The following is a 24,581-nucleotide window of genomic DNA, read 5'->3' as shown; positions in this document are numbered from 1 at the left end:
GCTCAGCAGTCGCGTAGGAACCGGTCCAGCACCCGGGTGCCGAAGGTGAGCGCGTCGACGGGCACCCGTTCGTCCACGCCGTGGAAGAGCGCCGAGAAGTCGAGGTCCGGCGGCAGCCTCAGCGGCGCGAACCCGAAGTGGCGGATCCCCAGGAGTTGGAACGACTTGGCGTCCGTACCGGCCGACAGCATGTACGGAAGCACCCGGGCACCGGGATCCTCCACGCCGATCGCGGACACCATGGCGTCCACCAGCGTGCCGTCGAAGGTGGTCTGCACCGGGGGCAGGCTGTCCCACTCGCGCTCGATCTCCGGGCCGAGGATGCGGGCGATCTCGGCCTCGAACGCCCGCTCCCGGCCGGGCAGTACCCGCCCGTCGACCGTCGCGCGCGCCTCCGACGGGACGACGTTCGCCTTGTACCCGGCGTCGAACATGGTGACGTTGGCCGTGTCCCGCAGGGTCGCGCCGATCATCCGGGCGAGGTTGCCCAGCCGGGCGACCGCGGTCTCCGGATCGTCCTCGTCGAACGGCACGCCGGTGATCTCGGCGACGCCGGTCAGCAGCTCGCGTACCGGGTCGGTGAGGATCAGCGGGAACCGGTGCCGGTCCAGCCGGGTGACGGCGGCGGCCAGCTTCGCCACCGCGTTGTCGGTGTGCAGCATCGAGCCGTGTCCGGCGGTGCCCTGCACCCTCAGCCGGAGCCACACGACGCCCTTTTCCGCCGTCTCGACGAGATAGGCGCGTACGCCGTCGCGCAGGGTCACCGAGAAGCCGCCCACCTCGCTGATCGCCTCGGTCACGCCCTCGAACAGCTCCGGGCGGTTCTCGACCAGCCACCGGGCGCCGTAGAAACCGCCCGCCTCCTCGTCGGCGAGGAACGCGAAGACGATGTCGCGGGGCGGGACGACGCCGTCGCGCTTGAACGCCCGGGCGACGGCCAGGGTCATCGCGACCATGCCCTTCATGTCGACCGCACCGCGCCCCCAGACGTACCCGTCGCGCACCTCGCCGGAGAACGGGTGCACCGACCACTCCCGGGCGTCGGCCGGTACGACGTCGAGGTGGCCGTGCACCAGCAGCGCCCCACGGCTCGGATCCGCTCCGGGCAGCCGGACGACGACATTGCCCCGGCCGGGTGCGCCGGACTCGACGTAGACGGGTTCGTAGCCGACCTCGGCCAGTTTCTCGGCCACGTACTCGGCGGCGGCCCGTTCGTTGCTCCGTACGCCCGGGTCGCCGGTGTTGCTGGTGTCGATCGCGATCAACTCGCTGGCCAGCGTGACAACCTCGGTGACGGCAGCAGACCCGGTCATGCGCCGGCTCCGGGGAGAGCCGGTGTTGCCGTGGGAAGCCCCGGCTCGTACGTCGGACACCATCTGGTCACCGGTTCACCTCGATCGCAGCCCGTTCGCGGACCAGCCCATCCTCCACCCGTGCCCATCCGCGCCGCGCTCCCGTCCCCGTACTCGTTGCGAAAAACCCGCTAACACTATAGGAATAATAGGAATACCACGGAGGGCCGGGCGACGCGGTGCTACCCGTACGGGCAACCGGACGCCGCCCGTACGACGGGTCTGGAGGTCTGAGCCGATGGCACGGACGAAGCCCAGCCGGCGACCACACCGCAGGCGGACGGAGTCGGCAGCATGAACCGGATACCGAGCGGATGCCGGCTGCACCTGGCCGTGGAAGCCGACGGCGACGGCGCCCATCCGGCGTCCTGGCGCGTCAGCGGCCGGCCGCCCGCGGCCGTGCTCGACGTCCCAGCCCTGCGGGACACCATCGCGTACGCGGAGGCAGCCGGATTCGCCCTGGTCACCTTCGCCGACTCGCCGCTGCCTCCGGGCACCGGCCGGGATGCGGCGGGGCGGATCGAGGCCGGCGTGCGGGCCGCGTACCTGTCGACCCTGACCGATCGCATCGGGCTCGCGCCCACCCTGCACACCACCACCACCGAACCGTTCCACCTGGCCACCCAGCTCGCGAGCCTCGACCACGCCTCGCGAGGTCGAGCCGCATGGGTCGTCGGCGCCACGAACAGCGCCGAGGCCCTGGCCACCATCGGCGGGACGGGGCCGTACGAGCCCGACCGGCTGCGCGGCGAGGTCTCCGACGTGATCGAGGTCGCCCGCTGCCTCTGGGACTCCTGGCAGGACGACGCGATCATCCGAGACCCGACCACCGGCCGGTTCCTCGATCCCGACCGGGTGCACCACGTGAACTTCACCGGCGGCTCGTTCTCGGTGGTCGGGCCGCTCATCACCCCGCGGCCGCCGCAGGGCCAGGTCGTGGTGATCGCCGCCGACACCCTCGGTGTCACCGGGCAGGTCGACATCGCCCTGGTCGGCGGCGGCGACCTCACGGACGTCACGCAACGGGCCCGGCGGGTACGGGAGGACGACGTCCCGCTCGTGTTCGCCGAGGTCGAGGTGCTGCTCGACGCGACCGAGCCGGCCGCCGAGCGGCTTGCCGCGCTCGACCGGGCGAGCCCCTGGGGCGCAACGGACCGGCTGCGTCACGTCGGCTCGACCGACGGGCTGACCACGCTGCTGCGGCAACTCGCCGCCGTGGTCGACGGCGTCCGCCTGCACCCTGCCGTGTTGACCGTCGACCTGCCCGTACTGGCCGAGCGCGTGCTGCCCGCGCTCGCCGCCGACCGGTTGCACGTCGCGCCCGTCGCGGGAGCGACGCTGCGCGCCACCCTCGGACTCCCCCAGCCGAGCAACCGGTTCGTCGACGCGGCCGGCGCCGCGACAACCTCCTGACCGCAGAGCGCCGCCACGACCGCCTGAGAGGTACGCGCCGTGAGCCAACCGAACCCCATCGGGTACGACCCGAAAGCCCGTGTCCACCTGGGCCTGTTCTACACCGGGGTCGGCCCCCAGATCGTCTGGACCGATCCGGACGCCGCCCCGCACACCCACATCGACACCTTCGTCCGGGTCATACAGACCCTCGAACGCGGGCTGTTCGACGCGTTCTTCCTCGGCGAGGGCCTGCGCGTACGGGAGAACCGCGGAAGGGTGCACGCCCTCGACGTCGCCGGCCGGCCGGACGCGATCACCCAACTCTCGGCGCTGGCCGCGACCACCACCCGGATCGGCCTGGTCGCGACCCAGAACACGACCTACAACTACCCCGCCGACCTGGCCCGCCGGCTGGCCAGCCTCGACCTCGTCTCGGCGGGGCGGGCCGGTTGGAACATCGTCACCACCGACAACGCCTGGACCGGCGAGAACTTCCGGCACGGCGGCTGGCTGGCCCACGATCGGCGCTACGAGCGCGCGGGCGAGTTCGTCGAGGCGGCACGGGCGCTCTGGGCGTCCTGGGACACCGGGGCGGTCGCCACCTCTGGTGACGACGAATCGTGGTTGCGACCCGGTGGCGCCCGCAGCGTCGAGCGGCACACGGATCTGGTCCGGCTGCGGGCCACCGCCACGTTGCCGCGCAGCCGGCAGATCCGACCGGTGCTGTTCCAGGCCGGCGACTCGCCCGGTGGGCGGGACCTGGCGGCACGCCATGCCGACGTGGTCTTCTCGGCCAACACCACGTACGACAAGGCAGTGGCCTACGCCCGGGACATCCGGACCCGGCTGGCCGGCTACGGTCGTGCGCCCGATTCGCTGCGGATCCTGCCCGGTACGTCGGTTGTCCTCGGCGACACCGAAGCGCAGGCCCGGGAGCGGGCGGCCTGGATCAGACGCGAGCAGACCAGCGGGCCCCGAGCGATCGCCTTCCTGGAGCAGTACTGGGGCAAGGACCTCTCCGGCTACGACCCGGACGGGCCACTGCCCGACATCGATCCGACGCCGGACGAACTCGACCCGTCCCGCGGCACCATTCCGATCGAGCTGCGCACCGGGAAGCTCGCCGTCATCGCGCGGTGGCGTGAGCTGGCCGAGCGGCGCAAACTGTCCATCCGGGACCTGGCGATCGAGGTCGCACCCGGGCATGACCTGTTCGTCGGCACGCCGGGGCAGGTCGCCGACGAGTGGGTCCACTACGTCCGTACCCGTGCCGTCGACGGTTTCAACATCGTCCCGCAGTTGATACCCGGATCCGTCGACGAGATCGTCGACAAACTCGTGCCGGAGTTGCAGGAGCGCGGCGCCTACCGGACCGCGTACGAGGGCAGCACCCTGCGCGAGCACCTCGACCTGCCCCCGCTGGAGGAGCCGGCGTGACGGTCGAGTCGGGCCGCAGGCGTACCCCTGACCGCGGTCGCCGACGGACATAATTCCTACTTGACCCATAGGGATTGACTTGAATACTCGGACCTCGCTAACCTGATCTCCCGCCGCCACCTCGGTTCGCGACGGGTCACCAGCTCACTCTGTCGCAGCCGAGCGGTCGCAGGCCCGGCCGGGCGAGACGTCGCCCCGCGAGGGTCGTCCCCGTACGGGGCACCGCCGCCCCGATCCCCCACCGCGACGCCGACGTCGCCCGCCGCACCGTATCGAGCCCTATGCACGGGTGCCCACGGCTGTGCGGCGAGCCCGCACAGCCACGCCGACCTTCACAGAAAGGGAATCTCGTGAGATCAACTTCGCGCTCGGGACGCGCCCGCGGGTCGCTTGTGCTGACCGTCGTGGCCGCCCTCGCCCTGACCGCCTGCGGTTCGGGTGACAGTGGCACCACCGACGGCGGCGCGGCGGACGGTACCGCGAGGTCCGGGGGCACGCTGACCTTCGCCGTCGGCTCGTACGCCGGCTGCGTCGACCCGCACCAGGTGGCCAGCAACGACACCATCTACGCCCTGCGCCAGATCGTCGACTCACTGACCGACCAGGACCCCTCGACCGGAAAGATCGTGCCCTGGCTCGCGGAACGCTGGGAGGTCAGCGCGGACGCGAAAACCTTCACCTTCCACCTCCGGCCGGGCGTCACCTTCAGCGACGGATCAGCGGTCGACGCCCAGGCGGTCAAGGAGAACTTCGACGCGGCCCGCAAACTCGGCGCCAAGGCCAGCCTGGCAACCGGCTACCTCAGCGGATACGTCGGCACCGAAACACCGGACGACCTCACCGCGGTCGTCTCCTTCGAACAGCCCAACGCCCAGTTCCTGCAGGCGACCTCGACCTTCTCGCTCGGCCTGGTCGCCGGTTCGAGCGTACGGAAGACAGCGGACCAGCGGTGCACCGACGGAGTCGTCGGCTCCGGCCCGTTCGTGCTCGGCGGCTACGTGGCCAACCAGTCGATCACCCTGGTCAAGCGCAAGGGTTACGACTGGGGTTCGTCGCTGTGGCGGAAAACGGGTGAGGCCTACCTGGACAAGGTGCTGTTCACCGTCGTTCCGGAGGCCGGTGTGCGGACCGGGAGCCTGGTGTCGGGGCAGGTCGACGCCATCGGCAGCGTCAGCCTCGCCGACGAGGCGGCGCTGAAGGCGGGCGGGGCCGTCAACCTCCAGACCCGGGCAAACCCGGGCGTCGTGTTCAACCTCGGACTGAACAACTCGAAGCCCCTGCTGCAGGACGTCGCCGTACGGCAGGCGATCCAGGTGGCGCTCGACCGGCAGCAGATCGTCGACACCGTCTACCCCACCGGCAGCAAACCGGCCACCAGCATCCTGGCGCACACCACGCCGTACTACGGCGACGTCAGCCCACAGCTCACCTTCGATGCGGCGAAGGCGAAGTCGCTGCTCGACACGGCCGGCTGGCAGGTCGGCGGTGACGGCATCCGTACCCGCAACGGCACCCGGCTCAGTCTGTCCGTCGGCTGGTTCGCCAACGCCGCGACCAACCAGCCGACCCTGGAGCTGATCCAGCAGCAGCTCAAGGCGGTGGGTGTCGAGATCACCCTGAAGGAACTCCAGATCGCGCAGATCACCCAGGTGCAGCAGTCCGGCGACTTCGACGCGCTCTGGGGAAACATCACCCGCGCCGACCCGGACATCCTGCGCAGCACGTACTCGACCGCGCTGGCCAACACGTACCGGCTGACGGCCGGCGCGCTGGACCCGGTGCTGACCGAACAGGCCGCGACGGTCGACCCGGCCAAGCGGCAGGCGCTGGTCAACCAGGCCCAGGACCTGATCGTACGCAACGCCCACGTGATCCCGGTGGTGGAGCTCACCACCGCGCTCGGGGTGTCGAAGAAGGTGCACGACCTGGACTTCGAGGCGTCGAGCCGGATCCAGCTACACGACACCTGGAAAAGCTGACGCGCGAAGCAGAGTTGACGCGCCGAACAGGAACGACCGGACCACCGGAGGGAAGGAACCGACCGTGCGTCGCTACGTCTTCCGTCGTCTCGCACAGGCCGTGGCGGTGCTGTGGGCGGCCTACACCCTGTCGTTTCTCGTACTGGACTTCCTGCCCGGTGATCCGGTGTCGGCGATGGCCGGCGGAGGTCTCGACCAGGCCTCCGTCGACCCGGCCCAACTGGAGTCGCTGAAGCGGGAGTACGGCTTCGACAAACCGGTCCTGGTCCAGTACGCCGACTATCTCGGCCGGGCGGTGCAGGGAGACTTCGGCAACTCGGTCGCGACCGGTCAACCGGTCACCTCGGTGATCGGCGACGCCCTACCGCAGACGCTCGTACTGACCGGTGCCGCGCTGGTGCTGGCGGTCGTGTTCGGCACCGGGCTGGCGCTGGCGGCCACGTACACGTCCGCGCGGGCGTTGCGGCAACTGCTGCTGTCGCTGCCCTCACTCGGTGTGTCACTGCCGACGTTCTGGGTTGGGCTGATGCTCGTCCAGCTCTTCTCGTTCCGGCTCCGGCTGCTGCCGGCGTTCGGCAACGACGGGATCGCCAGTCTGATCCTGCCCGCGGTCACGCTCGCCGTACCGACCGGCGCACTGCTGGCCCAGGTGCTGGCGAAGAGCCTGTTCACCGCGCTGGACGAGCCGTACGTGCAGACCGCCCGGGCCAAGGGAGCGGGACGGGCCCGGGTGCACCTGCGGCACGCCCTGCGAAACGCCGCCCTGCCGGCACTCACCATCGTCGGGCTGCTGGTGGGCAACCTGCTGGCCGGTTCCGTGGTCGTGGAGACCGTCTTCTCCCGCAACGGCATCGGCCGGGCGACGGTCAGCGCTGTCACGGTCCAGGACATACCCGTGGTCCAGGGCGTCGTGGTCTTCGGCGCGCTGGTCTTCGTGTGCGCGAACCTCGTCGTCGACCTGGTCTATCCGCTCTTCGATCCACGGATCGTCGTGGCCTCGGCCACCCGACGAAGGAGTCTCGTGTGAGTCAGACAGTCGTCGGCGACCCGGCGCTGAACATCGTGCCGGAGCCGGATCCCCGGGACCGATCGGAGGCGACCGGGTGGAACCCTGCCCGTGGCCTCGACCTGCACCGGCTGGCACGGTTCCTGCTACGACGTCCCGGGCTCGTCCTCTCGATCGCGGTCGTCGCCCTGGTGGTGCTGGCCGCCTTCTGGCCGACGCTGTTCACCGCGCGAGATCCACTGTTGGGGGTGCCCAGCGACAGGTTCCAGGGCCCCGCCGCTCAGCACTGGTTCGGCACCGACGAGATCGGCCGCGACGTGTACGCCCGGGTGGTGCACGGAGCCGCGCTCTCACTGAAGGCGACCCTGATCGCGGTCGCGGTGGCGTTCGTCGTCGGCGGGGCGATCGGCCTGGTCGCCGGGTTCGTCGGTGGCTGGGTCGAGGACCTGCTGATGCGGCTGGTCGACGTCCTGCTCGCCATCCCCGCCCTGTTCCTCTCCCTGGCCCTGGTCACCGCGCTCGGCTTCGGCACGGTGAAGGTCGCCGTGGCGGTCGGCATCGCCAGCGTCGCCGGCTTCGCCCGCGTGATGCGCGCCGAGGTGCTGCGCGTACGGCACGCCACCTACGTCGAGGCGGCCCGGTCCTCGGGGGCGCGCTGGCACTCGATCCTGCTGCGGCACGTGCTGCCGAACGCGATGGGCCCGGTGCTGGTGCTGGCCACCCTCGACTTCGGTACGGCGATCCTGGCCGTGTCGTCACTGAGTTTCCTCGGCTACGGGGCCGCGCCGCCCGCACCGGAATGGGGAACGTTGATCTCGACCGGGCGCAACTACCTGGCGAACGCGTGGTGGCTCTCGACGCTTCCGGGTCTGGCGGTCGCGGCGACGGTGCTGGCCACGAACCGGATCGCCCGGGCCGTCGACGGGGAGTGGGCGAGCCAGCGATGACGGGACGACGGGATGCCTCCGACGGGGGCGGGAACCTGCTCGAGGTCCGGCAACTGCGCGTCTCGTACCAGTCCCGGTCCGGACCGGTGCAGGCGGTCGACGGCGTCGACTTCGACGTCCGCCCGGGTGAGGTCGTCGCCGTCGTCGGCGAGTCGGGTTCGGGCAAGAGCACGACCGCGCACGCCATCATCGGACTGTTGCCGGCCGGCGGGCGGATCGACACCGGCAGCATCCGGTTCGCCGGACGTGACCTCACCGGTCTCTCCGAGCGGGAACTCCGTACGTTCCGGGGCGCGCAGATCGGGCTCATCCCGCAGGACCCGGCCGTATCGCTCAACCCGGTGAAACGCATCGGCGAGCAGGTCGCGGAGGTGCTGCGCGTACACGGGCTGGCCAATGGCCGGTCCGCGGCACTGGACGCGGTCGAGCTCCTGCGTCGGGCGGGTCTGTCCGATCCGGGGACCCGGGCACGGCAGTATCCGCACGAGCTCTCCGGTGGCATGCGGCAACGCGTGCTCATCGCGATCGCGATCGCGGCCCGGCCCCGTCTGATCATCGCGGACGAGCCGACCAGCGCGTTGGACGTCACCGTGCAGCGGCTGATCCTCGACCACATCCAGACCCTGACCGAAGAGCTCGGCACCGCCGTGCTGCTGGTCACCCACGACCTGGGCATCGCCGCGGACCGGGCGCAGCGGCTGGTGGTGATGTCACGGGGACGGGTGGTCGAGACCGGGCCCACCCGGGAGGTGCTGCGCGACCCGGCCGACGAATACACCCGCGAACTGTTGCGCAGTGCGCCGAGTCTGGCCGCGACACGTCCGGCGCCAGCGGTCCGCAGCCGGCCGTCGGGGGCACCGGCACAACCGCCGCTGGTTGCGGTCGAGGGCCTGGTCAAGGACTTCCCCCTGCCGGGCGCGGGCGCCGGCCGGCGGAGCGTACGGGCGGTGGACGGGGTGAGCTTCACGATCGACCGGGGCGAGACACTGGCCCTGGTCGGCGAATCCGGTTCGGGCAAGTCGACCACCGCACGGCTGGTGCTGCGACTCGCCGAGCCGGACGGCGGGCGGATCCTCCTCGACGGCGACGACATCACCGCGGCCCGTGGTACGGCCCTGCGCCGGCTGCGCCGCCGCGCCCAACTCGTGTACCAGAACCCGTACGCGTCGCTGGACCCACGGTTCTCGATCCGTGAGGTGATCGTCGAACCGTTGCGGGTGTTCGGGATCGGCGACCGGGCGTCCCGCCGCGCCCGGGCCCGCGAACTCGTCGAACGGGTGGCGCTGCCGGTCTCGGTGCTCGACCGCAGGCCGGCACAGCTCTCGGGCGGTCAGCGGCAGCGGGTCGCGATCGCCCGCGCACTCGCCCTCTCCCCCGAACTCGTCGTCTGCGACGAACCGGTGTCGGCACTGGACGTGTCCGTACAGGCTCAGGTGCTCGAACTCCTCGCCGAGCTACAGGCGACCACCGGGGTGGCGTACCTGTTCATCTCGCACGATCTTGCGGTGGTGCGTCAGATCGCCCACCGGGTCGCCGTGATGCGGGCCGGGCGGATCGTCGAGACGGCCACCACCGAGGAACTCTTCGACCACCCAACTCATCCGTACACCCGTGAACTACTCGCGGCCATTCCGGGCCAGGATGCTGTCGCACGAGACCAATAACCACTTTCTCGTAACATCATCATTTCCTATTAAGCCCGTGGGAGATGAGCGTCGATAATTCCAGCTCAGCTCTTACTAGGGGCTCACCTAGGCCTGGGCGTACCACAATGTGGACTGCCATTGACACGCCTCATTCCACTGATCAATATCAGTACATGCGGCGCACCGGGGTCCTCCTGACCGCCCGCCTTGTTATCGATCTAGTTCGATACGCAGGCGGGCGGTGTCCGCGCTGAGCGCAGGCGGCGACACAGCCCACCGCGCTCGGCTCCACCGCGACTGAGCCTTCCACCGGCCCGTCGCGTCTCCCTCTCCCGCCGTACCCGGCGCCCGCCGCCGTCGTCGGACCGTGGGCCACCGACACGGCCGAACGCCCCCCGGGCCCATCCCTGGAGGTCACCGTGACCGCCCCGTCACCCGCCCCGGCGACCGTGGAGAACACCACTCGGGCACCCGCCGACGAACCGCTGAAGGTGGTGCCCGCCCGCCATCCGTGGCGCTGGGCCGCCACCGCCGTCACGCTGGTGCTGCTGGCCATGGCGGCCAATGCGCTGATCACGAATCCCGCCTGGGAGTGGCACTTCGTCGGCCAGTACCTGTTCTACGAGACCGTGCTCCGGGCGGTCGGCGTCACCCTGCGGCTGACCGTGCTCGGCATCGTGCTCGGTTTCCTGCTCGGCACGGTGATCGCCCTGATGCGGCTCTCGGCGAGCCCGCTGCTCCAGGCCGTAGCCTGGGGCTACGTCTGGCTTTTCCGGTCGGTGCCGCTGATCCTGCAACTGCTGTTCTGGTTCAACCTGGCGCTGCTCTACGACCGGATCTCGTTCGGGATTCCCTTCGGACCGTCGTTCTTCGACGTCGGCACCATGGACCTGATCGGCCCGATGACCGCGGCGACCCTGGGACTGGCCCTGCACCAGGCGGCCTACTGCGCGGAGATCGTCCGATCGGGCTTCCTCTCGGTGGACCAGGGACAACTCGAAGCCGCGGCGGCCCTCGGCATCCCCCGGACCCGGCAGATCCGCCGGATCCTGCTGCCGCAGGCGATGCGCACCATCATCCCGACCGCCGGAAACGAGATCATCGGCCTGGTCAAGGGCACCTCGGTGGTCTACATCATGGCCATCCCCGAACTCTTCTACCAGGTCCAGGTGATCTACGCCCGAAACGGACGGGTGATCGCGCTGCTCCTGGTGGCCGCGATCTGGTACCTGCTGCTGACCACCGTGCTGTCGACAGTGCAGTACTACGTCGAACGGCACTACGCCCGCGGCGCCGTACGGGTGCTGCCACCGACCCCGCTGCAGCGGGTGCGCCGGCTGGTCGGCCGGGTGCTGGCGGCGCGTCGACAACGGCAGGCCGTACGCGACCAGCTCGCCGCCGACCTGGCGGTGCCCCGATGAGCCCCGACGGCGCGGTCATGGTGGAACTGCGCGGCATCCACAAGAGCTTCGGACCGTTGGAGGTGCTGCGCGGGGTTGACCTGAGCGTGCGTACCGGCGAGGTGGTGGTGATCCTCGGCCCGTCCGGATCGGGCAAGTCGACCCTGCTGCGCAGCATCAACCACCTGGAGAAGGTCAACCGAGGCTCGGTACGCATCGACGGCGAGCTGATCGGCTACCGCCGGACCGGCAACCGGCTGCGTGAGCTCAAGGAACGCGAGATCCTGCGACAGCGTACGCACATCGGCTTCGTGTTCCAGAACTTCAACCTCTTCCCCCACCTGACCGTGCTCGACAACGTGGCCGAGGCACCCGTGTCGGCGCAGGGACGGCCCCGGCGGGAGGTGCTGGAGACGGCTTCCCGGCTGCTCGACCGGGTCGGCCTGGCGGACAAGGCGGACGCCTACCCGCGCCGTCTCTCCGGTGGCCAGCAGCAACGGGTGGCGATCGCCCGGGCGCTGGCCCTGGAGCCGAAGGTGCTGCTCTTCGACGAACCGACCTCGGCGCTCGACCCGGAACTGGTCGGTGAGGTGCTCGAGGTGATGAAGGACCTGGCCCGGGCCGGCACCACGATGATCGTCGTCACGCACGAGGTCGGCTTCGCCCGCGAGGTCGCCGACCGGGTCGTCTTCATGGACGACGGGGTGATCGTCGAGCAGGGCCCACCGGACGAGGTGCTCACCCGACCGCAGCACGAACGGACCAGGTCGTTCCTGGCGAAGGTTCTCTGAACCGCCCGCCCCAGGTACTCCCGACCACCCGAAACAGCCCCAGAGAAGGAGTTCCGCATGCCCCGCAATCGGCTTTTCCGCCGCCTCGCCAGCGTGCTCGCCCTGACCACCCTGCTGACCCTGGCCGCCTGCGGCTCGCCCGACGACGAACCGGCCGCCCTGGCCGCCGACCCGTCCGGCTCGGCGGCCGCGGTCATCAACACCAGCCCGGACCAGAAACGGATCCGCGCGCAGAAGGTCGACGCGGTTGCGGCGAAGGTGCCGCCGACGATCGGAGCGGGGGGCAAGCTCAGGGTCGGCATCAGCGCCGAGGGGTCACCGCCGTTGGCCTTCCGCGCCGACGACGACCGTACGCTGATCGGGGTCGAGGCGGACATCGCCCAGCTGGTGGCGGACGTGCTGGGGCTGGAGTTGGACCTGCAGCCGACCTCGTGGGAAAACCTGTTCCTGGTGGTCCGCTCCGGCCAGAACGACGTCGGCTTCTCCAACATCACGGTCACCGAAGAACGCAAGGACATCTACGACTTCGCCACCTACCGGGTCGACTCGCTCGGCTGGGAGGTGAAGGCGGACGGCAAGATCAGCAAGATCGAGAAGCCGGCCGACATCGCCGGACTCAACGTGTCGGTCGGCTCGGGCACCAACCAGGAGCAGGTGCTGCTGCGCTGGGACGCGCAGAACAAGGCCGCCGGCCTCGCCCCGGTCAACATCACCTACTACCAGAACCCGGCCGACTACCAGCTTGCCCTGCTGTCCGGGCGGATCGACGCGTACTTCGGGCCGAACCCGGCGCTGGCGTACCACGTCGCGGTCAGCGGCAAAACCAAAATCGTCGGGATCGTGCCTGGTGGCGGCGAGGTTCCGGCCCAGATCGCCGCGATGACCAAGAAGGGCAACGGCTTCGTCGAGGCGCTCAACGACGCACTCAACGCCGTGATCAAGGACGGCTCGTACGCCCGGGTGCTGTCCCGTTGGGGGCTCGCCAGCGAGGCGATTCCCGCCGCCCAGATCAACCCGCCCGGCCTGCCCCGGAAATGACCCATCGCCCCGGTCCCGGTGTCACCGCCTGGACCGGGGCCCGAGCCGGTCCCGTCCAGCCTCCGGAGCTGATCGATGACGTCAAGGGAACTGACCGTCCACTACACCAGCCCGACCGACCCGGCGGCCCGCCCGCTGCTCGACGAACTGACCCACGAGTACCGGACCCGTTACGGCCCGAACGAGGAGATGTCGCGGTATCCGGCGACGGAGTTCGCGCCCCCGCACGGCGCCTTCCTGCTGCTGCTCGACCCGGGCGGAGCAGCGGTGGCCGGTGGGGCCTTCCGCCGGTACGACCGCGAGACCGCCGAGATCAAGCGCGTGTGGACCCATTCGGCGCACCGCCGCCAGGGACTGGCCCGCCGGGTGATGCGCGAGTTGGAGGCCGAGGCGGTCCGACGCGGGTACCGCCGGATCTGGCTGACCACCGGTCCACGCCAGCCGGAGGCCGAGGCGCTCTACCTGAATCTCGGCTACCACCCCCGCTACGACCTCGACGCCGACCGGGCGATGCTGCCGTACCTGCCGTTCGAGACTCAGTTGCCGTACTCCGCGTTGGCGCCGTTCGGCCCCGAACCCCGACCGTGAGCCGCCCCCGCCGACCAGCTCGACCCTGGCCCCAAAACCTATCAACCAAGTAGGATTTCATCCGGTTGTAACGCTCCGACTCCCTCGGAGGTATCCCGTGCCCGGACTGTCACCCTTCAGCCGGCTGGCCACTCCCGTCGACCTCGACACGTACGGCGAGTACCGCATCGTCCGCCGGCCCGACGACCCACGCCCCCTCTACCGTTTCTCGGCCCGCCTGAGTGACAACAGCCCGGCCGGCTTTACCCCGCGTGCCGGCCGATACCACCTCTACGCGGGATGGTTCTGCCCCTGGTCACAGCGGGTGACCATCACCCGTGCCCTGGCCAGACTGGAAGACGTCGTCAGCGTCTCCTACGTGGACAACCAGCGCGACGGCCGAGGCTGGGCCTTCCGCGAGCGGTACGGGCCCGACCCGGTGAACGGGTTTACCCTGCTGCGCCAGGCATACGAGGCCACCGAAGAGGGCTTCGACGGCCACATCTCGGTGCCGACGCTCTGGGATCGCGCCACCGCCGGTGTGGTCAGCAACAACTTCAAGACCATCGGGATCGACCTCGCCACCAGCTTCCGGCATCTCGCCACCCCGATCGTCGACACCTATCCGGAGCGCTACCGCGACGAGATCGAAGAACTCGACGAGTGGCTCAATCCGGCGGTCAACCACGGCGTCGGTGCCGCCGCCCGGCCGGGCCCGGACGGGGCACACGCCCGAACCGCGCTGCTCGACGCGTTCGCCGTACTCGACGAGCGGTTGGCCACCCGGCGGTACCTGGTCGGGCCGACGCTGACCGAGGCCGACATCCGGCTCTGGGTGACCCTGGTGCGCTACGACGTCGGACCCAACGCCACCCGTGCCATCAACCCCGGCCTACACGAGTACCCACACCTGTGGGCGTACGCCCGGGACCTCTACACCCTGCCCGCGTTCCGGGCCACCACGGACTTCACGTCCTTCACCGCCGCCGGCGCGACGATTCCCGACTGGCACGCCCCGGCCATCCGCACCGCGGCGTGACCTCCGGCCCCACCGAGGGGACCGGTACGACGGGCGAGGGCCCGGATGCTCACCGCATCCGGGCCCTCGTTTGTCATCCGCTTACGAGACCTGTCATCCGCTCACGGGATCACGGGTCGGGACTACCGCTGGGCAGCCCAGAGCACGGCCCGGCCGAGCTGCGGTTGCAGCCCCTTCGGGTGGGTGCGGTACGTCGGGTCCGTACCGAAGAGCACCACGCCGTTGCCCCCGGCGCTCACGCCCCGGACGATGCTGGCCTGGTTGGCCGCCGCCGCCGGACCGTTGGTGCCGGCCGCGTTCGCCGCCCACCAGCCGGACAGCAGCGGGTCGGCGGTGTAGGACTGCTCCACCGTGACGCCGGCACCGAGGTTGGTGAACCAGACCGGCTGGTTGATGAACGAGTGCGGGATCGCACCCGAGGTCACCGGGCCCTGGCTGTTGACGATGTTGACCACACCACTGGCCAGGGAGGCACCGGCGGTGGCCGTGACGCTCAGCAGCGCGGCGGCGTTGCTGAAGTTCGCGCCAGCGGTGTCCAGACCGATGACCCCACCACCACGGGCGAGGAAGGCATCCAGCGCGGCGCGGTTCTCCGCCGTCAGGTTCGCCAGGTTGAGGTTGCTCGCCACCAGCAGTACGTCGACGTCGGCGGTCAGCGTGGTGGCCAGGGTCGCCGCGGTGACCGTACGCGCCTCGAAGCCGAGGTCGCGCAGCGTGTCGCGCTCCTCGACCGTACCCAGGTAACCGACGACGACCTTGTCGAGCAGCGTCCCCTGCCAACCCGCCGGGGCGGCTTCGAAGGCGACGTCGTGCTTACGGGACTCGGCCGCGGCGAGCCTGCGGTTGGTCGTCGTGTGCGGGATGGCGACCGAACCGTCGGCCAGCCGGTAGACCTTGACCCCCTGGTCCAGCAACGCGTTGACCGCGAGCAGGTCGGCGGCGTCCTGGATGTCGAGCCGCAGGTCGGGCGTGCCACCCGGTACCGAGCTTTCGGCCTTGCCGTCGTAGGCGCGCTCCAGGCCCACACCCGGCAACTGGTCCCACAGGGTGTCGACGGTCGCTCCCCAGGTCAGCCCCTGGCTCCAGGCGGCCGGCCCGGCGTAGAGGTCGTCCACCCGGTCGGTGATGTCGACGCCCGGTTCGAGCAGGGAGTTGACCAGGCCGCGCTTGGGCTGGTGCATGTCGATCACGTACGAGCCGGCGGGGTAGGACTTGCCGTTGGCGGTGAAGTTGCTCTTCGCCCGCCACACCCGGCCGCCGCTGCCGATGAGCAGGTCGACGAGACGGGCCGCGGCCGGCGCGGAGTGCTGACCGGAGCCGGCCGGGATGACGTACGAGCGCGGGAAGACCGTGTTGTAGTTGTCCTCCGGGCCCCAGCCCGGCACGTAGCCGTCCGGGATGTCCCGCAGCGGCTCACCGGCCGCACCACGGCGGTAGACCTCGGCCTGGTCGAACAGCACCTCGGTCCGGTGGTCCTGGATGTACTGCAGCGAGGTCTTGATCGCCACCTCGTGCACGTCGGTGTTGATGCCCGACCGACGAAGCTTCTCCTGCGGGGTGAGGTTGCCACGCGGGTTCAGCGGCGCCTCGATGGTGTACGGGATGCTGCTCTGCAGCATCGCGAAGGACGGCACGTAGATCGGCGGGAAGTCGTCCCACACGCCGGGCTCGTCGTCGCGGAACGGGATCCGCGCCCGCTGCGTCTCGGCGTAGCCCAGGGCCTTCAGGCCCTGCTCGATCGCCAACGCGTTCGGCAGGCCGTGCTTGATGTAGAGGTCGTACTCGTTGTTGACGTTGTGCGGCGGGGTGCTCGGGTGCAGCAGCGTCGGGTTGACGTAGCCGTGCAGGTCGAGCGTGATGATCGGCTTGGTGTCGACGATCAGCTCACGGATCAGGTTGGTCTCGGGCTGCGACACGATGGTCAGGTCGCGGTTGAGGTCGTAGCCGGCCGCGTTCTGCCGGGTTCCGGCCACCCGACCGTCCGGGTTGGAGGTGACGTTGAAGACGAGCCGGTTGCGCTTGAGCAGCTGCGCGATCTGGGGATCGGTGCTGGTCGCGAACTCCTCGATCACCCGAAGGGCCGCGTCGGTGCCCTCCCACTCGTTGCCGTGGATGTTCGCGTTGACGAACAGCGGGGTCTTGTAACCCTCGATGAGGCGCCGGTCGTGCTGCGCCGTCGCCGGCTCGTTCTCGATCAGTCGCCGCCAGTTCTCCTGGCGCCGTGCCTCGTCCTGGGTCTCCGGCGCGGTCACCGTCACCGCGTACAGGTCGTAGCCGCCGGAGGACTTGCCGGCGACCCGGGCAGACACCCGGTTGCTGGCGGCCTGCAGGGCGTTGAGCTTCGGGGCGATCTCGTCGTACGGGGTGACGCCGATCGGGATCGAGGCGTCGTTCGGGTTGTCCGCCCAAACCGGCAGCACGTTCTGTACGGGGAAGCCCGTGATGCCCCAGAAGTCGATGCCGGACGGGGGTACGGACGGCAACGCGGACGCGTTCACCGGCCCAGCCCAAGCCATCGTGCCGACGAGCGACGCGGCAACCGTTGCCGCGGCGATCCTCGAGAGTTTCCTGACCATGGAAGACAGATCTCCTGTCGAGAGAGGACAGTGCACGCGGGCAGACGTCACCGCAGGGCCGGAGACCCACGGGGATTGGGGAGAACGTCAGCAGCGGGCGGGGAAGGGGGAGCCCGGCGTCAGATTGAGCGTCGACAGGCGGCGCTGGCGACACGCAGGAGGTCGATGTGACCCCGCTTTGTCAGATGGACGCTCCGCACGAAGTAGATCTTCGTTGAGTCATGATCCGCTGTCAACCAAAGGTGCGCATCTGTTGATCAGTCTGTAACGGATCAGACCCAACCGGGACGGCGGTCGACGGCATCCGTCGATACGCTGGCAGCACCGCCGTACAGCGGTCGACAGGGGGGACATCGGCATGCAGATCAGGGAGTTCGGCACCACCGGCCTGCGGGTCAGCGCGATCGGGCTCGGCGCATGGCAGCTCGGGCGCTCGGCCCAGTGGCCCGACGGACCCGAGCCGGCGGAAGCCGTGCGGATCGTGCACGCCGCACTCGACGCCGGTGTCAATCTCATCGACACCGCCCCCGGCTACGCCGACGGGCGCAGCGAGTCGAACATCGGCCGGGCGCTCACCGGCCGGCGCCGCGACGAGGTGCTGATCTGCACCAAGGTCGGCTACCACCCGGACGGCAGTCCCAACTGGGCGCCCGATGCCATCGAGGCGTCGGTCGAGAGCAGCGCCCGCCGGATGAACGTCGACCACGTCGACATCGTGGTACTGCACAGCCCGCCGCAGGAGATCATCGACGGCAGCCGCTGCGAGCACTACGGCGTCCTGCAGCAACTCAAGGACAAGGGCACGATCCGGGCGTACGGGGCGTCGGTCGACTGGGGCGCCGACGTCGACACGGTGTTGAACACCAGCGACTCGGACGCGCTCGAGGTGCGGATGTCCGCCCTCTACCAGGAACCGTGGCAGGCGATGGGCCGGGCCCGCGACCGGGGTGTCGGGACCCTGGTCAAGGTGCCACTGGAGTCCGGCTGGCTCTCCGGCAGGTACCACGCGGACAGCGTCTTCACCGACGTACGCGAGCGCTGGACCCGCGCCGACGTCGCCCTGCGCGCCGGGCTGGTGGACGAGTTCCGGGCGTTGCTGCCCGACGGGGTGAGCCTGCTCGACGGCGCGCTGCGTTTCCTGCTCGGCTACGACGCGGTGTCGACCGTCATCCCCGGCACCAGGTCCCTGGCCCAGTTGCGGAGCAGCATCGCCGCCGCCGGCACACCACTGCCGCCGGAGAGCTTCGAGGCGATCCGGGCCTGGTACGACGCGACGCTCGCCACCAGGCCCCTCGACTGGTAACCGCCGCCCGTCAGCCGCCGCTCCCGCTCTCCGGCTGGGAGCCGGCGGCCGTACGGGACTGCATGCGGGCGGTCCAGTTGCTCAGTCCGACGAGATCGTCCGGCGGCGCGTCGGGTACGTCGTCGTCGAACCGGGCCAGCGTACGGACCCGCAGCGACACCGCCACCACCACGGCGATACAGACGGCGAGCAGGATGTAGAGCAGGCCGGTGCCCCGACCGGGCCCGACACCGAGCACCTGCCCGACGCTGTCGGCGAGCGAGCCACCAGGCAGCAGCAGCGGCTCGAAGCGCGGCACCAGCAGCGGAGCGATGACCGCCTGACCGAGCGGCATGGTCGACAGCGCGATGACCATGTTCAGGGCGATGACCCGGGCGTGCAGTCGCTGCGGCACCTTGGTCTGGATGATGGTCAGCCAGATCCCGTTGATGACCGACAGCGACAGCGACATCCCGAGGGCGCCCGCGGCGACGACCGCCACGCTGGGGCGCAGACCGGTGACCAGACCACCGGCGGCGAACGCGAACGTCAGCAGCAGCATGCCGCGCATCCGCCGGTGCCGGGGGCCGCCCCACGCGGTCATGATCAGGCCACCGACGACCGCACCGACCCCGCCCGCCAGCGACACCTGCGCCACCGACTCCAGCGGGGCGAACGCCAGCACGAGCGGGGAGAGCAGCAGGAACAGCGGCGCGAGGAAGAGGTTGAACGCGGCGAAGAAGAGCACCATGGCCCGGAAGCTGCGGTGCTGCACGGTGTACCGCAGGCCGCCGGTGATCTCGGCGAGCAGGCTCTCCCGGCGTCGGCGGGCCATCGCGCGGGGGAACTTGACCAGCACCAGCACGGTGATCGCGAACAGGTAACTGCCCAGGTCGATCAGGAGGATGCCGCCCAGGCCGATGGTGGCGATCAGGCCGACCGCGACCAGCGGTACGAGGAACTGGGCGACACCGCCGCCGAGTTGGACCATGCCGTTCGCGTGGCCGAGGTAGCGCTTGGGTACGAGCTGCGGCACCGCGGACATGTACGCCAACCGTTGGAAGGTCAACGCGACCGACAGCCACCCGACGAAGGTGTAGATGTGCCACGGCTGGAGCTGGTCGGTCCAGTAGAGGGCGGCGAACGAGGCGATGGCGGTCAGTGCGGCGAAGTCACCGGCGAGCATCGCCCGACGGCGGTCACTGCGGTCGATGATCGCACCGGCGACCGGGGCGGCCAGGATGCCCGGCACCTGCCCCAACACCGCGAACAGCGCGAACCGGATCAGGGACCCGGTCTCCAGGTAGGTCCAGAGCGGCACCGCGAAGGTGGTCAGCGCCGACCCGATCCCGGAGACGAGCTGCCCGGCGGCGACGGTCAGGAAGCGACCCATCCCCGGCTGTTCCGTCGTTGCCGCGGCCGTCGGCTCGGCACCCTTGGAAACCGCGGTGACCTGCCACGACAGGTCCGGGTTGTACGCCGCGACGGGCTGTTCGAGCTCCCGGTCCACGGCGGTGATGATGTCGGCGACCTCGTCGGCGCGGAACTTGGCGAAGTAGTGCCCGGCCTCCTGCAACACCACCAGGGCGGTGGTGCCGCTGAGGAAGTGCCATTCCCGGTACCGCTCCTGGTGGTACTCCGTACCGGGGTCGCGGTCGCCGACGATGCTGATGATCGGCGTACGCAGCGGGGTGGCGTGCTGGTGCAGCAGTTCGGTGAAGTAGTTCTCGGCGGCTTCACCGTCGTGGCGCATCGCCCGGATCAGGAACCGCTGCTGCTCGGCGTCGAGCGCGCCGAGGTCGGCGCCCATGCCCTGCAGCCAGTTCGCGTAGACCCGGTCGCCGCGCAGCCGTTCACCGAGGCGGAGCCGGGTGAGCCGGCCGAGTACCCCGCCGACGGGTCGGGCGAAGGGGAAGATCCCGCCGAGGTAGAGGGCGTCCAGTTCCCGACCGGCCTCCTCCAGCCGGCGGGCGACCTCCACCGCCAGCGCCCCACCGGGACCGCAGTGTCCGTACACGACCAGCGGGCCGGTGATCGTGTTCAGGATCTCCTCGGTGAGCCGTTGCGCGGTCACCTCGATCGGCTCGATCTCCTCGGCCAGCCCGATGTCGTGTCCGGGTACGGCGACCGCGTACAGGCTGTGGCCGTCCGGGAGCGCGTCGGCCAGTGGCTGGTACACCACCGCGTTCGCACCGCCGTACGGGACGCAGACGTACGAACGGATCCGGGCCCCGCGGGGCGCTCGGCTCAGTTCGTGCAGCAGCCGGTCGGCCGGTTGCCCGGATTCACCGGTGGCGAGCAGGGCGAGTTCGCGCACCGTACGGCACCGGAACAGGTCCATCACGCTGATCGGCCGCTCGGTGCTGAGCGTACGCCGCAGCCGGGCCACCACCTGGGTGGCGAGCAGGGAGTGCCCACCGAGGTCGAAGAAGTCGTCCAGTGCACCGACCCGCTCGACCTCGAGCACCTCCTGCCACACCTGCGCGATGGTGGTCTCGACCGGCCCGTCCGGTGGGACGTGTTCGAGTCCGGAGGCGGCGGTCGCGGCCACCGGTTCGGGCAGCGCCCGGCGGTCCACCTTGCCGTGGTCCTGCAACGGCAGCCGGTCCAGCCAGACGAACTGGTTGGGGATCATGTACTCGGGCAGGGTGCCGGCGAGCAGCCGGCGCAGCGTACCCGGGTCCGGGTCGGTCGGGGTCGAGCCGGTGTGGTCGTCCGCGGCCTCGCGTTGCAGGTAGCCGACGAGCCGGTCACCGCGCAGCATCGCGACCGCCGCGCTCACCCCCGGGCAGTCGACCAGCGCGGCCTCGACCTCGCCCAGCTCGACCCGGTAGCCGCGCAGTTTGATCTGCCCGTCGCGCCGGCCGAGGAACTCCAGCTGCCCGTCCGGGCGCCACCTGGCCAGGTCACCGGTGCCGTACATCCTGGCCCCCGGCTCGGCCGCGTACGGGTCTGGCCGGAACCGCTCCGCGGTCAGTCCCGGCTGGCCGAGGTAGCCCCGGGCCAACCGGTCGCCACCGAGGTACAGCTCGCCCGGCACACCGACCGGCACCGGTCGCATCCGCTCGTCGAGTACGTACACCCGGGCGTGCGGCAGCGGCTTCCCGATCGGCGTGGTGCCGGTGCCGGTGTCGGACGCCTCGACCCGGTAGGTGGTGACGCCGACGGTCGCCTCGGTCGGCCCGTAGTGGTTGATCACCGCTGCCGGCCCGGCGGCCAGCCCGGCAGCCCAGTCCAGCCGGGACGCCTCCCCGCCGAGGAGCAGCGCCTTCGCCGGTACCAGCCGCTCGGACGGCACCTCCACCGCCAGCGCGGCGAGGTGCGAGGGGGTCATCTTGAGGTAGTCGATGCGCTGTTCGCGAAGGTAGTCGGCGAGTTCGTCGCCGGTGCACCGGCGCGGCACGAGATGCACCGCACCGCCGCTGGCCAGCCCGAGGTAGAAGACGGTCACCGCGAAGTCGAACGACAGCGACTGGAGCAGCGCCCAGCGGGCCCCGGGCACCACCTCGATCCGATCGGCCACCCCGTCGAGGTAGTTGCGCAGTTGCCGGTGGGCCACCGCCACGCCCTTCGGGCGCCCGGTCGAACCGGACGTGAAGATCACGTAGGCGAGGTCGTCCGGCTCCGCGACCGGTTCCGGCGCGACCGGGCTGCACGCGGCGATCTCGTCGCGTACCTCGTCCAGTTGGACGGTGGCGACGGACTCGAACCGGTCCACCAGGTCCGACGTGGTCAGCACCAGCGCCGGTCGGGCGTCGGCCATGATCGTGCCCAGCCGGGCCGGGGGCTGTTCCGGGTCCAGCGGTACGTACGCCGCACCGGCCCGCAGCACACCCAGCAACGCCATCGCCAGTTCGGCCGACTGCTCCAGACAGACCCCGACCAGCGCGCCCCGGCTCACGCCCTGACCGCGCAGCCAGGCCGCCATCCGGTTCGCCCCGGCATCGAGGTCCCGGTAGCTGGTGGCGACACCGTCGTAGACGATCGCGGGTGCGTCCGGGGTCGTGGCGACGTGCGGCGCGATCACGTCCGCGAGCGTGCCGTCGGCGGGTTGCGGTGCGGGTGCCCCGGTCCCCAGACCGAGTACGGCCAACCGTTCCGCCTCGGTCATCAGGTCCAGGTCGGCCAGGGGTGTGTCCGGTCGGGCCGCCGCCGCGGCGAGCAACCGGCGGTAGTGCTCGGCGAACCGGGCGACGGTGTCGGCGTCGAACAGTTCGGTGCGGTAACCGAAGGTGCCGCGTACGCCGTCGGGGTGCTCGTCCACGTACAGCGACAGGTCGTGTTTGGTGGTGGTGACCGGGCTGCCGAACGGCTGCCGGACCAGGCCGTCGGGCCACTCCCCGGCCGACCCGCCGGTGTTGTGCATGCCGAACAGCACCTGGAAGATCGGCGAGCGGCTGGTGTCCCGTTCGACGTTCAGCTCCTGCACGAGACGTTCGAACGGCAGCTCCTGGTGGCTCAGCGCCTCCAGCACCCGGTCCCGCGTCTGCGTCAGCAGCTGCGCGAACGTCAACTCCGTACGGAGATCGGCGCGTAGCGGCAGCATGTTCACGAACGGGCCGACCAGCCGTTCCAGTTCGGGGCGGACCCTGCCCGCGACCGGTGAACCGACGGCGAAGTCCCGCTGGCCGCTCAACCGGTGCAGCAGCACGTGCAGCCCGGCGAGCAACGTCATGAACAGCGTCGCGCCGTGCTCCCGGCCGAGCGACCTGAGCGCCTCGACCAGTTCGTCCGGGAAGCGGACCTGGTGGCCGTCGCCGCGCCACCCCGGCTGCGCCGGGCGGGGACGGTCGATGGGCAGGTCCAGCGGCGGCACGCCCTGCAACGCCTGCCGCCAGTACGCCAGATCCCGTTCCGCCGCCGGCCCGGCGAGGCGTTCCCGCTGCCACGCCGCGTAGTCGCCGTACTGGATCGGCAACGGTACGGGGGCCGGTGCCCGGTCGAGCCGGGCCGCGTAGAGCGCGGCCCAGTCGGCGAAGAACACCGGCCAGGACCACCCGTCGCCGACGATGTGGTGCATCGCGACGTGTACCACGTGGTCGTCGGGGCCGAGCTGCACCACCATCGCCCGCAGCAGCGGCGCCACGGTCAGGTCGAACGATCCGCAGTCCCGGGTGGTCAGGGTCTGCGCCTGTTCGAGTGGGTCCTGGCCGGCGTCCGGATCGAGCGGTACGACGCGGAACGGCACCTGCACGCGGTCCACCACGACGGCCGACACCCGTCCGCTCTCGTCGACCGGGAAGCGGGTACGGAGAGTGTCGTGGCGTTCGACGACGTCTTCCAGGGCGTGCTGTAGGGCGTCGAGGTGCAGCTCTCCCTGTAGCCGTACCGCGCCGCGCATGACGTACGCGTCCGTGCCGGGCTCGAGCTGCTCCATGAACCAGAGGCGTTCCTGCCCGAACGAGATGGGTGGTTCGACGCCGTCCGGCAGCCGCGGGATCTCCGGTGCCCGTACCGCTGCCCCGGCTCCCCTGCGTAGCCGCTGTGCGAGCAGGGCCCGGCGCTGCTCCGACAGCCGCTCCGTACGCGCTCGCGCCACTGGGGTCAGCACCGGCGCCGAGTCGTTGTTCACCTGGCTCTCGAGGTCGGTCACGGGTTCACGCCCCCGTCGAGCATCCGGACGACCTCGTCGTCGGAGAGCTGTTCGAGGTCGGCGACGAGCAGTTCTTCGAGCACCGCCGCGAAGGCTTCCACGGTCGAGTGGACGAACAGTGTGCGGATCGGTATTTCCATTTCCAGTGCCGCGCCGAGCCGCGCGACGGCTCGGGTGGCGAGCAGGGAGTGGCCGCCGAGGTCGAAGAAGTCGTCCAGCGCGCCGACCCGTTCCCGCCCGAGCACCTCACCCCAGGTCGCCGCGACCAGTTCCTCGACTTCGGTGGAGGGTGGAACGTGCTCGCGGGCGTCGGCGTCGGGTAGTTCGGTGGGGAGGTTGCGTCGGTCGATCTTCCCGGCGGTGTTCAACGGCAACGCGTCCAACACCACCACCTGCCCCGGAACCATGTACCCCGGCAACAACTCCGCCAGATACGAACGCAACAACCGCCCCGACGGCACCTCACCCGGCGCCGGCGACACATAACCCACCAGCCGGGCGTCCTCACCCTTACCCGCCACCACCACCGCCGC

17 protein-coding genes are annotated in these 24,581 nt (G+C 70.5%); 12 read left to right on the top strand and 5 right to left on the bottom strand.

Annotated features, from left to right (window positions below; translation table 11 throughout):
* Positions 1-2 precede the first annotated feature (2 nt).
* On the bottom strand, positions 3-1,313 hold the full coding sequence (locus AB0J90_RS29270) for a M20/M25/M40 family metallo-hydrolase (protein ID WP_363601289.1): 1,311 nt from the start codon (positions 1,311-1,313) through the stop codon (positions 3-5).
* Positions 1,314-1,646: 333 nt separating this feature from the next.
* On the opposite strand from AB0J90_RS29270, the gene AB0J90_RS29265 reads away from it, so the two are divergent.
* The 11 genes from AB0J90_RS29265 to AB0J90_RS29215 all read left to right on the top strand — a co-directional run bounded on the left by AB0J90_RS29265 (position 1,647) and on the right by AB0J90_RS29215 (position 14,597).
* Positions 1,647-2,765, top strand: a complete 1,119-nt coding sequence (locus AB0J90_RS29265; protein ID WP_363601287.1) for an LLM class flavin-dependent oxidoreductase — start codon at positions 1,647-1,649, stop codon at positions 2,763-2,765.
* 39 nt (positions 2,766-2,804) lie between these two features.
* On the top strand, positions 2,805-4,184 hold the full coding sequence (locus AB0J90_RS29260) for an NtaA/DmoA family FMN-dependent monooxygenase (RefSeq protein ID WP_363601285.1): 1,380 nt from the start codon (positions 2,805-2,807) through the stop codon (positions 4,182-4,184).
* Positions 4,185-4,588: 404 nt separating this feature from the next.
* Complete coding sequence (locus AB0J90_RS29255; protein ID WP_363601283.1) at positions 4,589-6,163, top strand: ABC transporter substrate-binding protein; 1,575 nt, start codon at positions 4,589-4,591, stop codon at positions 6,161-6,163.
* Between the two features lie 64 nt (positions 6,164-6,227).
* On the top strand, positions 6,228-7,190 hold the full coding sequence (locus AB0J90_RS29250; protein ID WP_363601281.1) for an ABC transporter permease: 963 nt from the start codon (positions 6,228-6,230) through the stop codon (positions 7,188-7,190).
* A complete protein-coding gene (locus AB0J90_RS29245) occupies positions 7,187-8,116 on the top strand; it encodes an ABC transporter permease (RefSeq protein WP_363601279.1) in 930 nt (309 codons plus the stop codon). Before AB0J90_RS29250 ends, AB0J90_RS29245 begins: the two co-directional genes overlap by 4 nt.
* The gene (locus AB0J90_RS29240; RefSeq protein WP_363601277.1) at positions 8,113-9,780 is read left to right on the top strand and encodes an ABC transporter ATP-binding protein; all 1,668 of its coding nucleotides are present in this window, start codon (positions 8,113-8,115) and stop codon (positions 9,778-9,780) included. The genes AB0J90_RS29245 and AB0J90_RS29240 overlap by 4 nt, the downstream gene beginning before the upstream one ends.
* A gap of 401 nt (positions 9,781-10,181) precedes the next feature.
* Positions 10,182-11,183 (top strand): amino acid ABC transporter permease, encoded by a 1,002-nt coding sequence (locus AB0J90_RS29235; RefSeq protein ID WP_363601276.1) that lies wholly within the window; start codon positions 10,182-10,184, stop codon positions 11,181-11,183.
* On the top strand, positions 11,180-11,953 hold the full coding sequence (locus AB0J90_RS29230) for an amino acid ABC transporter ATP-binding protein (protein ID WP_363601274.1): 774 nt from the start codon (positions 11,180-11,182) through the stop codon (positions 11,951-11,953). The genes AB0J90_RS29235 and AB0J90_RS29230 overlap by 4 nt, the downstream gene beginning before the upstream one ends.
* Positions 11,954-12,010: 57 nt before the next feature.
* Positions 12,011-12,991, top strand: coding sequence for an ABC transporter substrate-binding protein (locus tag AB0J90_RS29225; protein ID WP_363601272.1), 981 nt, complete (start codon positions 12,011-12,013; stop codon positions 12,989-12,991).
* A 75-nt stretch (positions 12,992-13,066) separates the two neighbouring features.
* Positions 13,067-13,579, top strand: a complete 513-nt coding sequence (locus tag AB0J90_RS29220; RefSeq protein ID WP_363601270.1) for a GNAT family N-acetyltransferase — start codon at positions 13,067-13,069, stop codon at positions 13,577-13,579.
* 97 nt (positions 13,580-13,676) lie between these two features.
* Positions 13,677-14,597, top strand: a complete 921-nt coding sequence (locus AB0J90_RS29215) for a glutathione S-transferase C-terminal domain-containing protein (RefSeq protein WP_363601269.1) — start codon at positions 13,677-13,679, stop codon at positions 14,595-14,597.
* A 122-nt stretch (positions 14,598-14,719) separates the two neighbouring features.
* Here the strand turns inward: AB0J90_RS29215 and AB0J90_RS29210 are convergent, their stop codons facing one another.
* Entirely contained in the window at positions 14,720-17,173 is a 2,454-nt protein-coding gene (locus tag AB0J90_RS29210; RefSeq protein WP_363601268.1) for a M14 family zinc carboxypeptidase, read from the bottom strand.
* A 119-nt stretch (positions 17,174-17,292) separates the two neighbouring features.
* Positions 17,293-17,373, bottom strand: a complete 81-nt coding sequence (locus AB0J90_RS29205) for a putative leader peptide (protein ID WP_350874228.1) — start codon at positions 17,371-17,373, stop codon at positions 17,293-17,295.
* Between the two features lie 158 nt (positions 17,374-17,531).
* Between AB0J90_RS29205 and AB0J90_RS29200 the strand changes: the two genes are divergently transcribed.
* Complete coding sequence (locus tag AB0J90_RS29200) at positions 17,532-18,476, top strand: aldo/keto reductase (protein ID WP_363601266.1); 945 nt, start codon at positions 17,532-17,534, stop codon at positions 18,474-18,476.
* Positions 18,477-18,486: 10 nt separating this feature from the next.
* Here AB0J90_RS29200 and AB0J90_RS29195 read toward each other — a convergent pair whose 3' ends face one another.
* The gene (locus tag AB0J90_RS29195; protein ID WP_363601264.1) at positions 18,487-24,048 is read right to left on the bottom strand and encodes an amino acid adenylation domain-containing protein; all 5,562 of its coding nucleotides are present in this window, start codon (positions 24,046-24,048) and stop codon (positions 18,487-18,489) included.
* Positions 24,045-24,581: phosphopantetheine-binding protein (locus AB0J90_RS29190; protein ID WP_363601262.1), on the bottom strand; the 537-nt coding region annotated here is incomplete at its 5' end. The genes AB0J90_RS29190 and AB0J90_RS29195, both read right to left, overlap by 4 nt.

The organism is Micromonospora sp. NPDC049523 (assembly GCF_040676775.1).
In the GTDB taxonomy this organism is placed as follows: domain Bacteria; phylum Actinomycetota; class Actinomycetes; order Mycobacteriales; family Micromonosporaceae; genus Micromonospora_G.
This window is presented reverse-complemented; position numbering and strand designations above follow the sequence as displayed.

Bases quoted from the DNA above. Each gene is read 5' to 3' on its own strand.
- AB0J90_RS29210 (WP_363601268.1), bottom strand. From the start codon at position 17,173: ATGGTCAGGAAACTCTCGAGGATCGCCGCGGCAACGGTTGCCGCGTCG.
- AB0J90_RS29225 (WP_363601272.1), top strand. From the start codon at position 12,011: ATGCCCCGCAATCGGCTTTTCCGCCGCCTCGCCAGCGTGCTCGCCCTG.
- AB0J90_RS29200 (WP_363601266.1), top strand. From the start codon at position 17,532: ATGCAGATCAGGGAGTTCGGCACCACCGGCCTGCGGGTCAGCGCGATC.
- AB0J90_RS29230 (WP_363601274.1), top strand. From the start codon at position 11,180: ATGAGCCCCGACGGCGCGGTCATGGTGGAACTGCGCGGCATCCACAAG.
- AB0J90_RS29270 (WP_363601289.1), bottom strand. From the start codon at position 1,313: ATGACCGGGTCTGCTGCCGTCACCGAGGTTGTCACGCTGGCCAGCGAG.
- AB0J90_RS29240 (WP_363601277.1), top strand. From the start codon at position 8,113: ATGACGGGACGACGGGATGCCTCCGACGGGGGCGGGAACCTGCTCGAG.
- AB0J90_RS29220 (WP_363601270.1), top strand. From the start codon at position 13,067: ATGACGTCAAGGGAACTGACCGTCCACTACACCAGCCCGACCGACCCG.
- AB0J90_RS29265 (WP_363601287.1), top strand. From the start codon at position 1,647: ATGAACCGGATACCGAGCGGATGCCGGCTGCACCTGGCCGTGGAAGCC.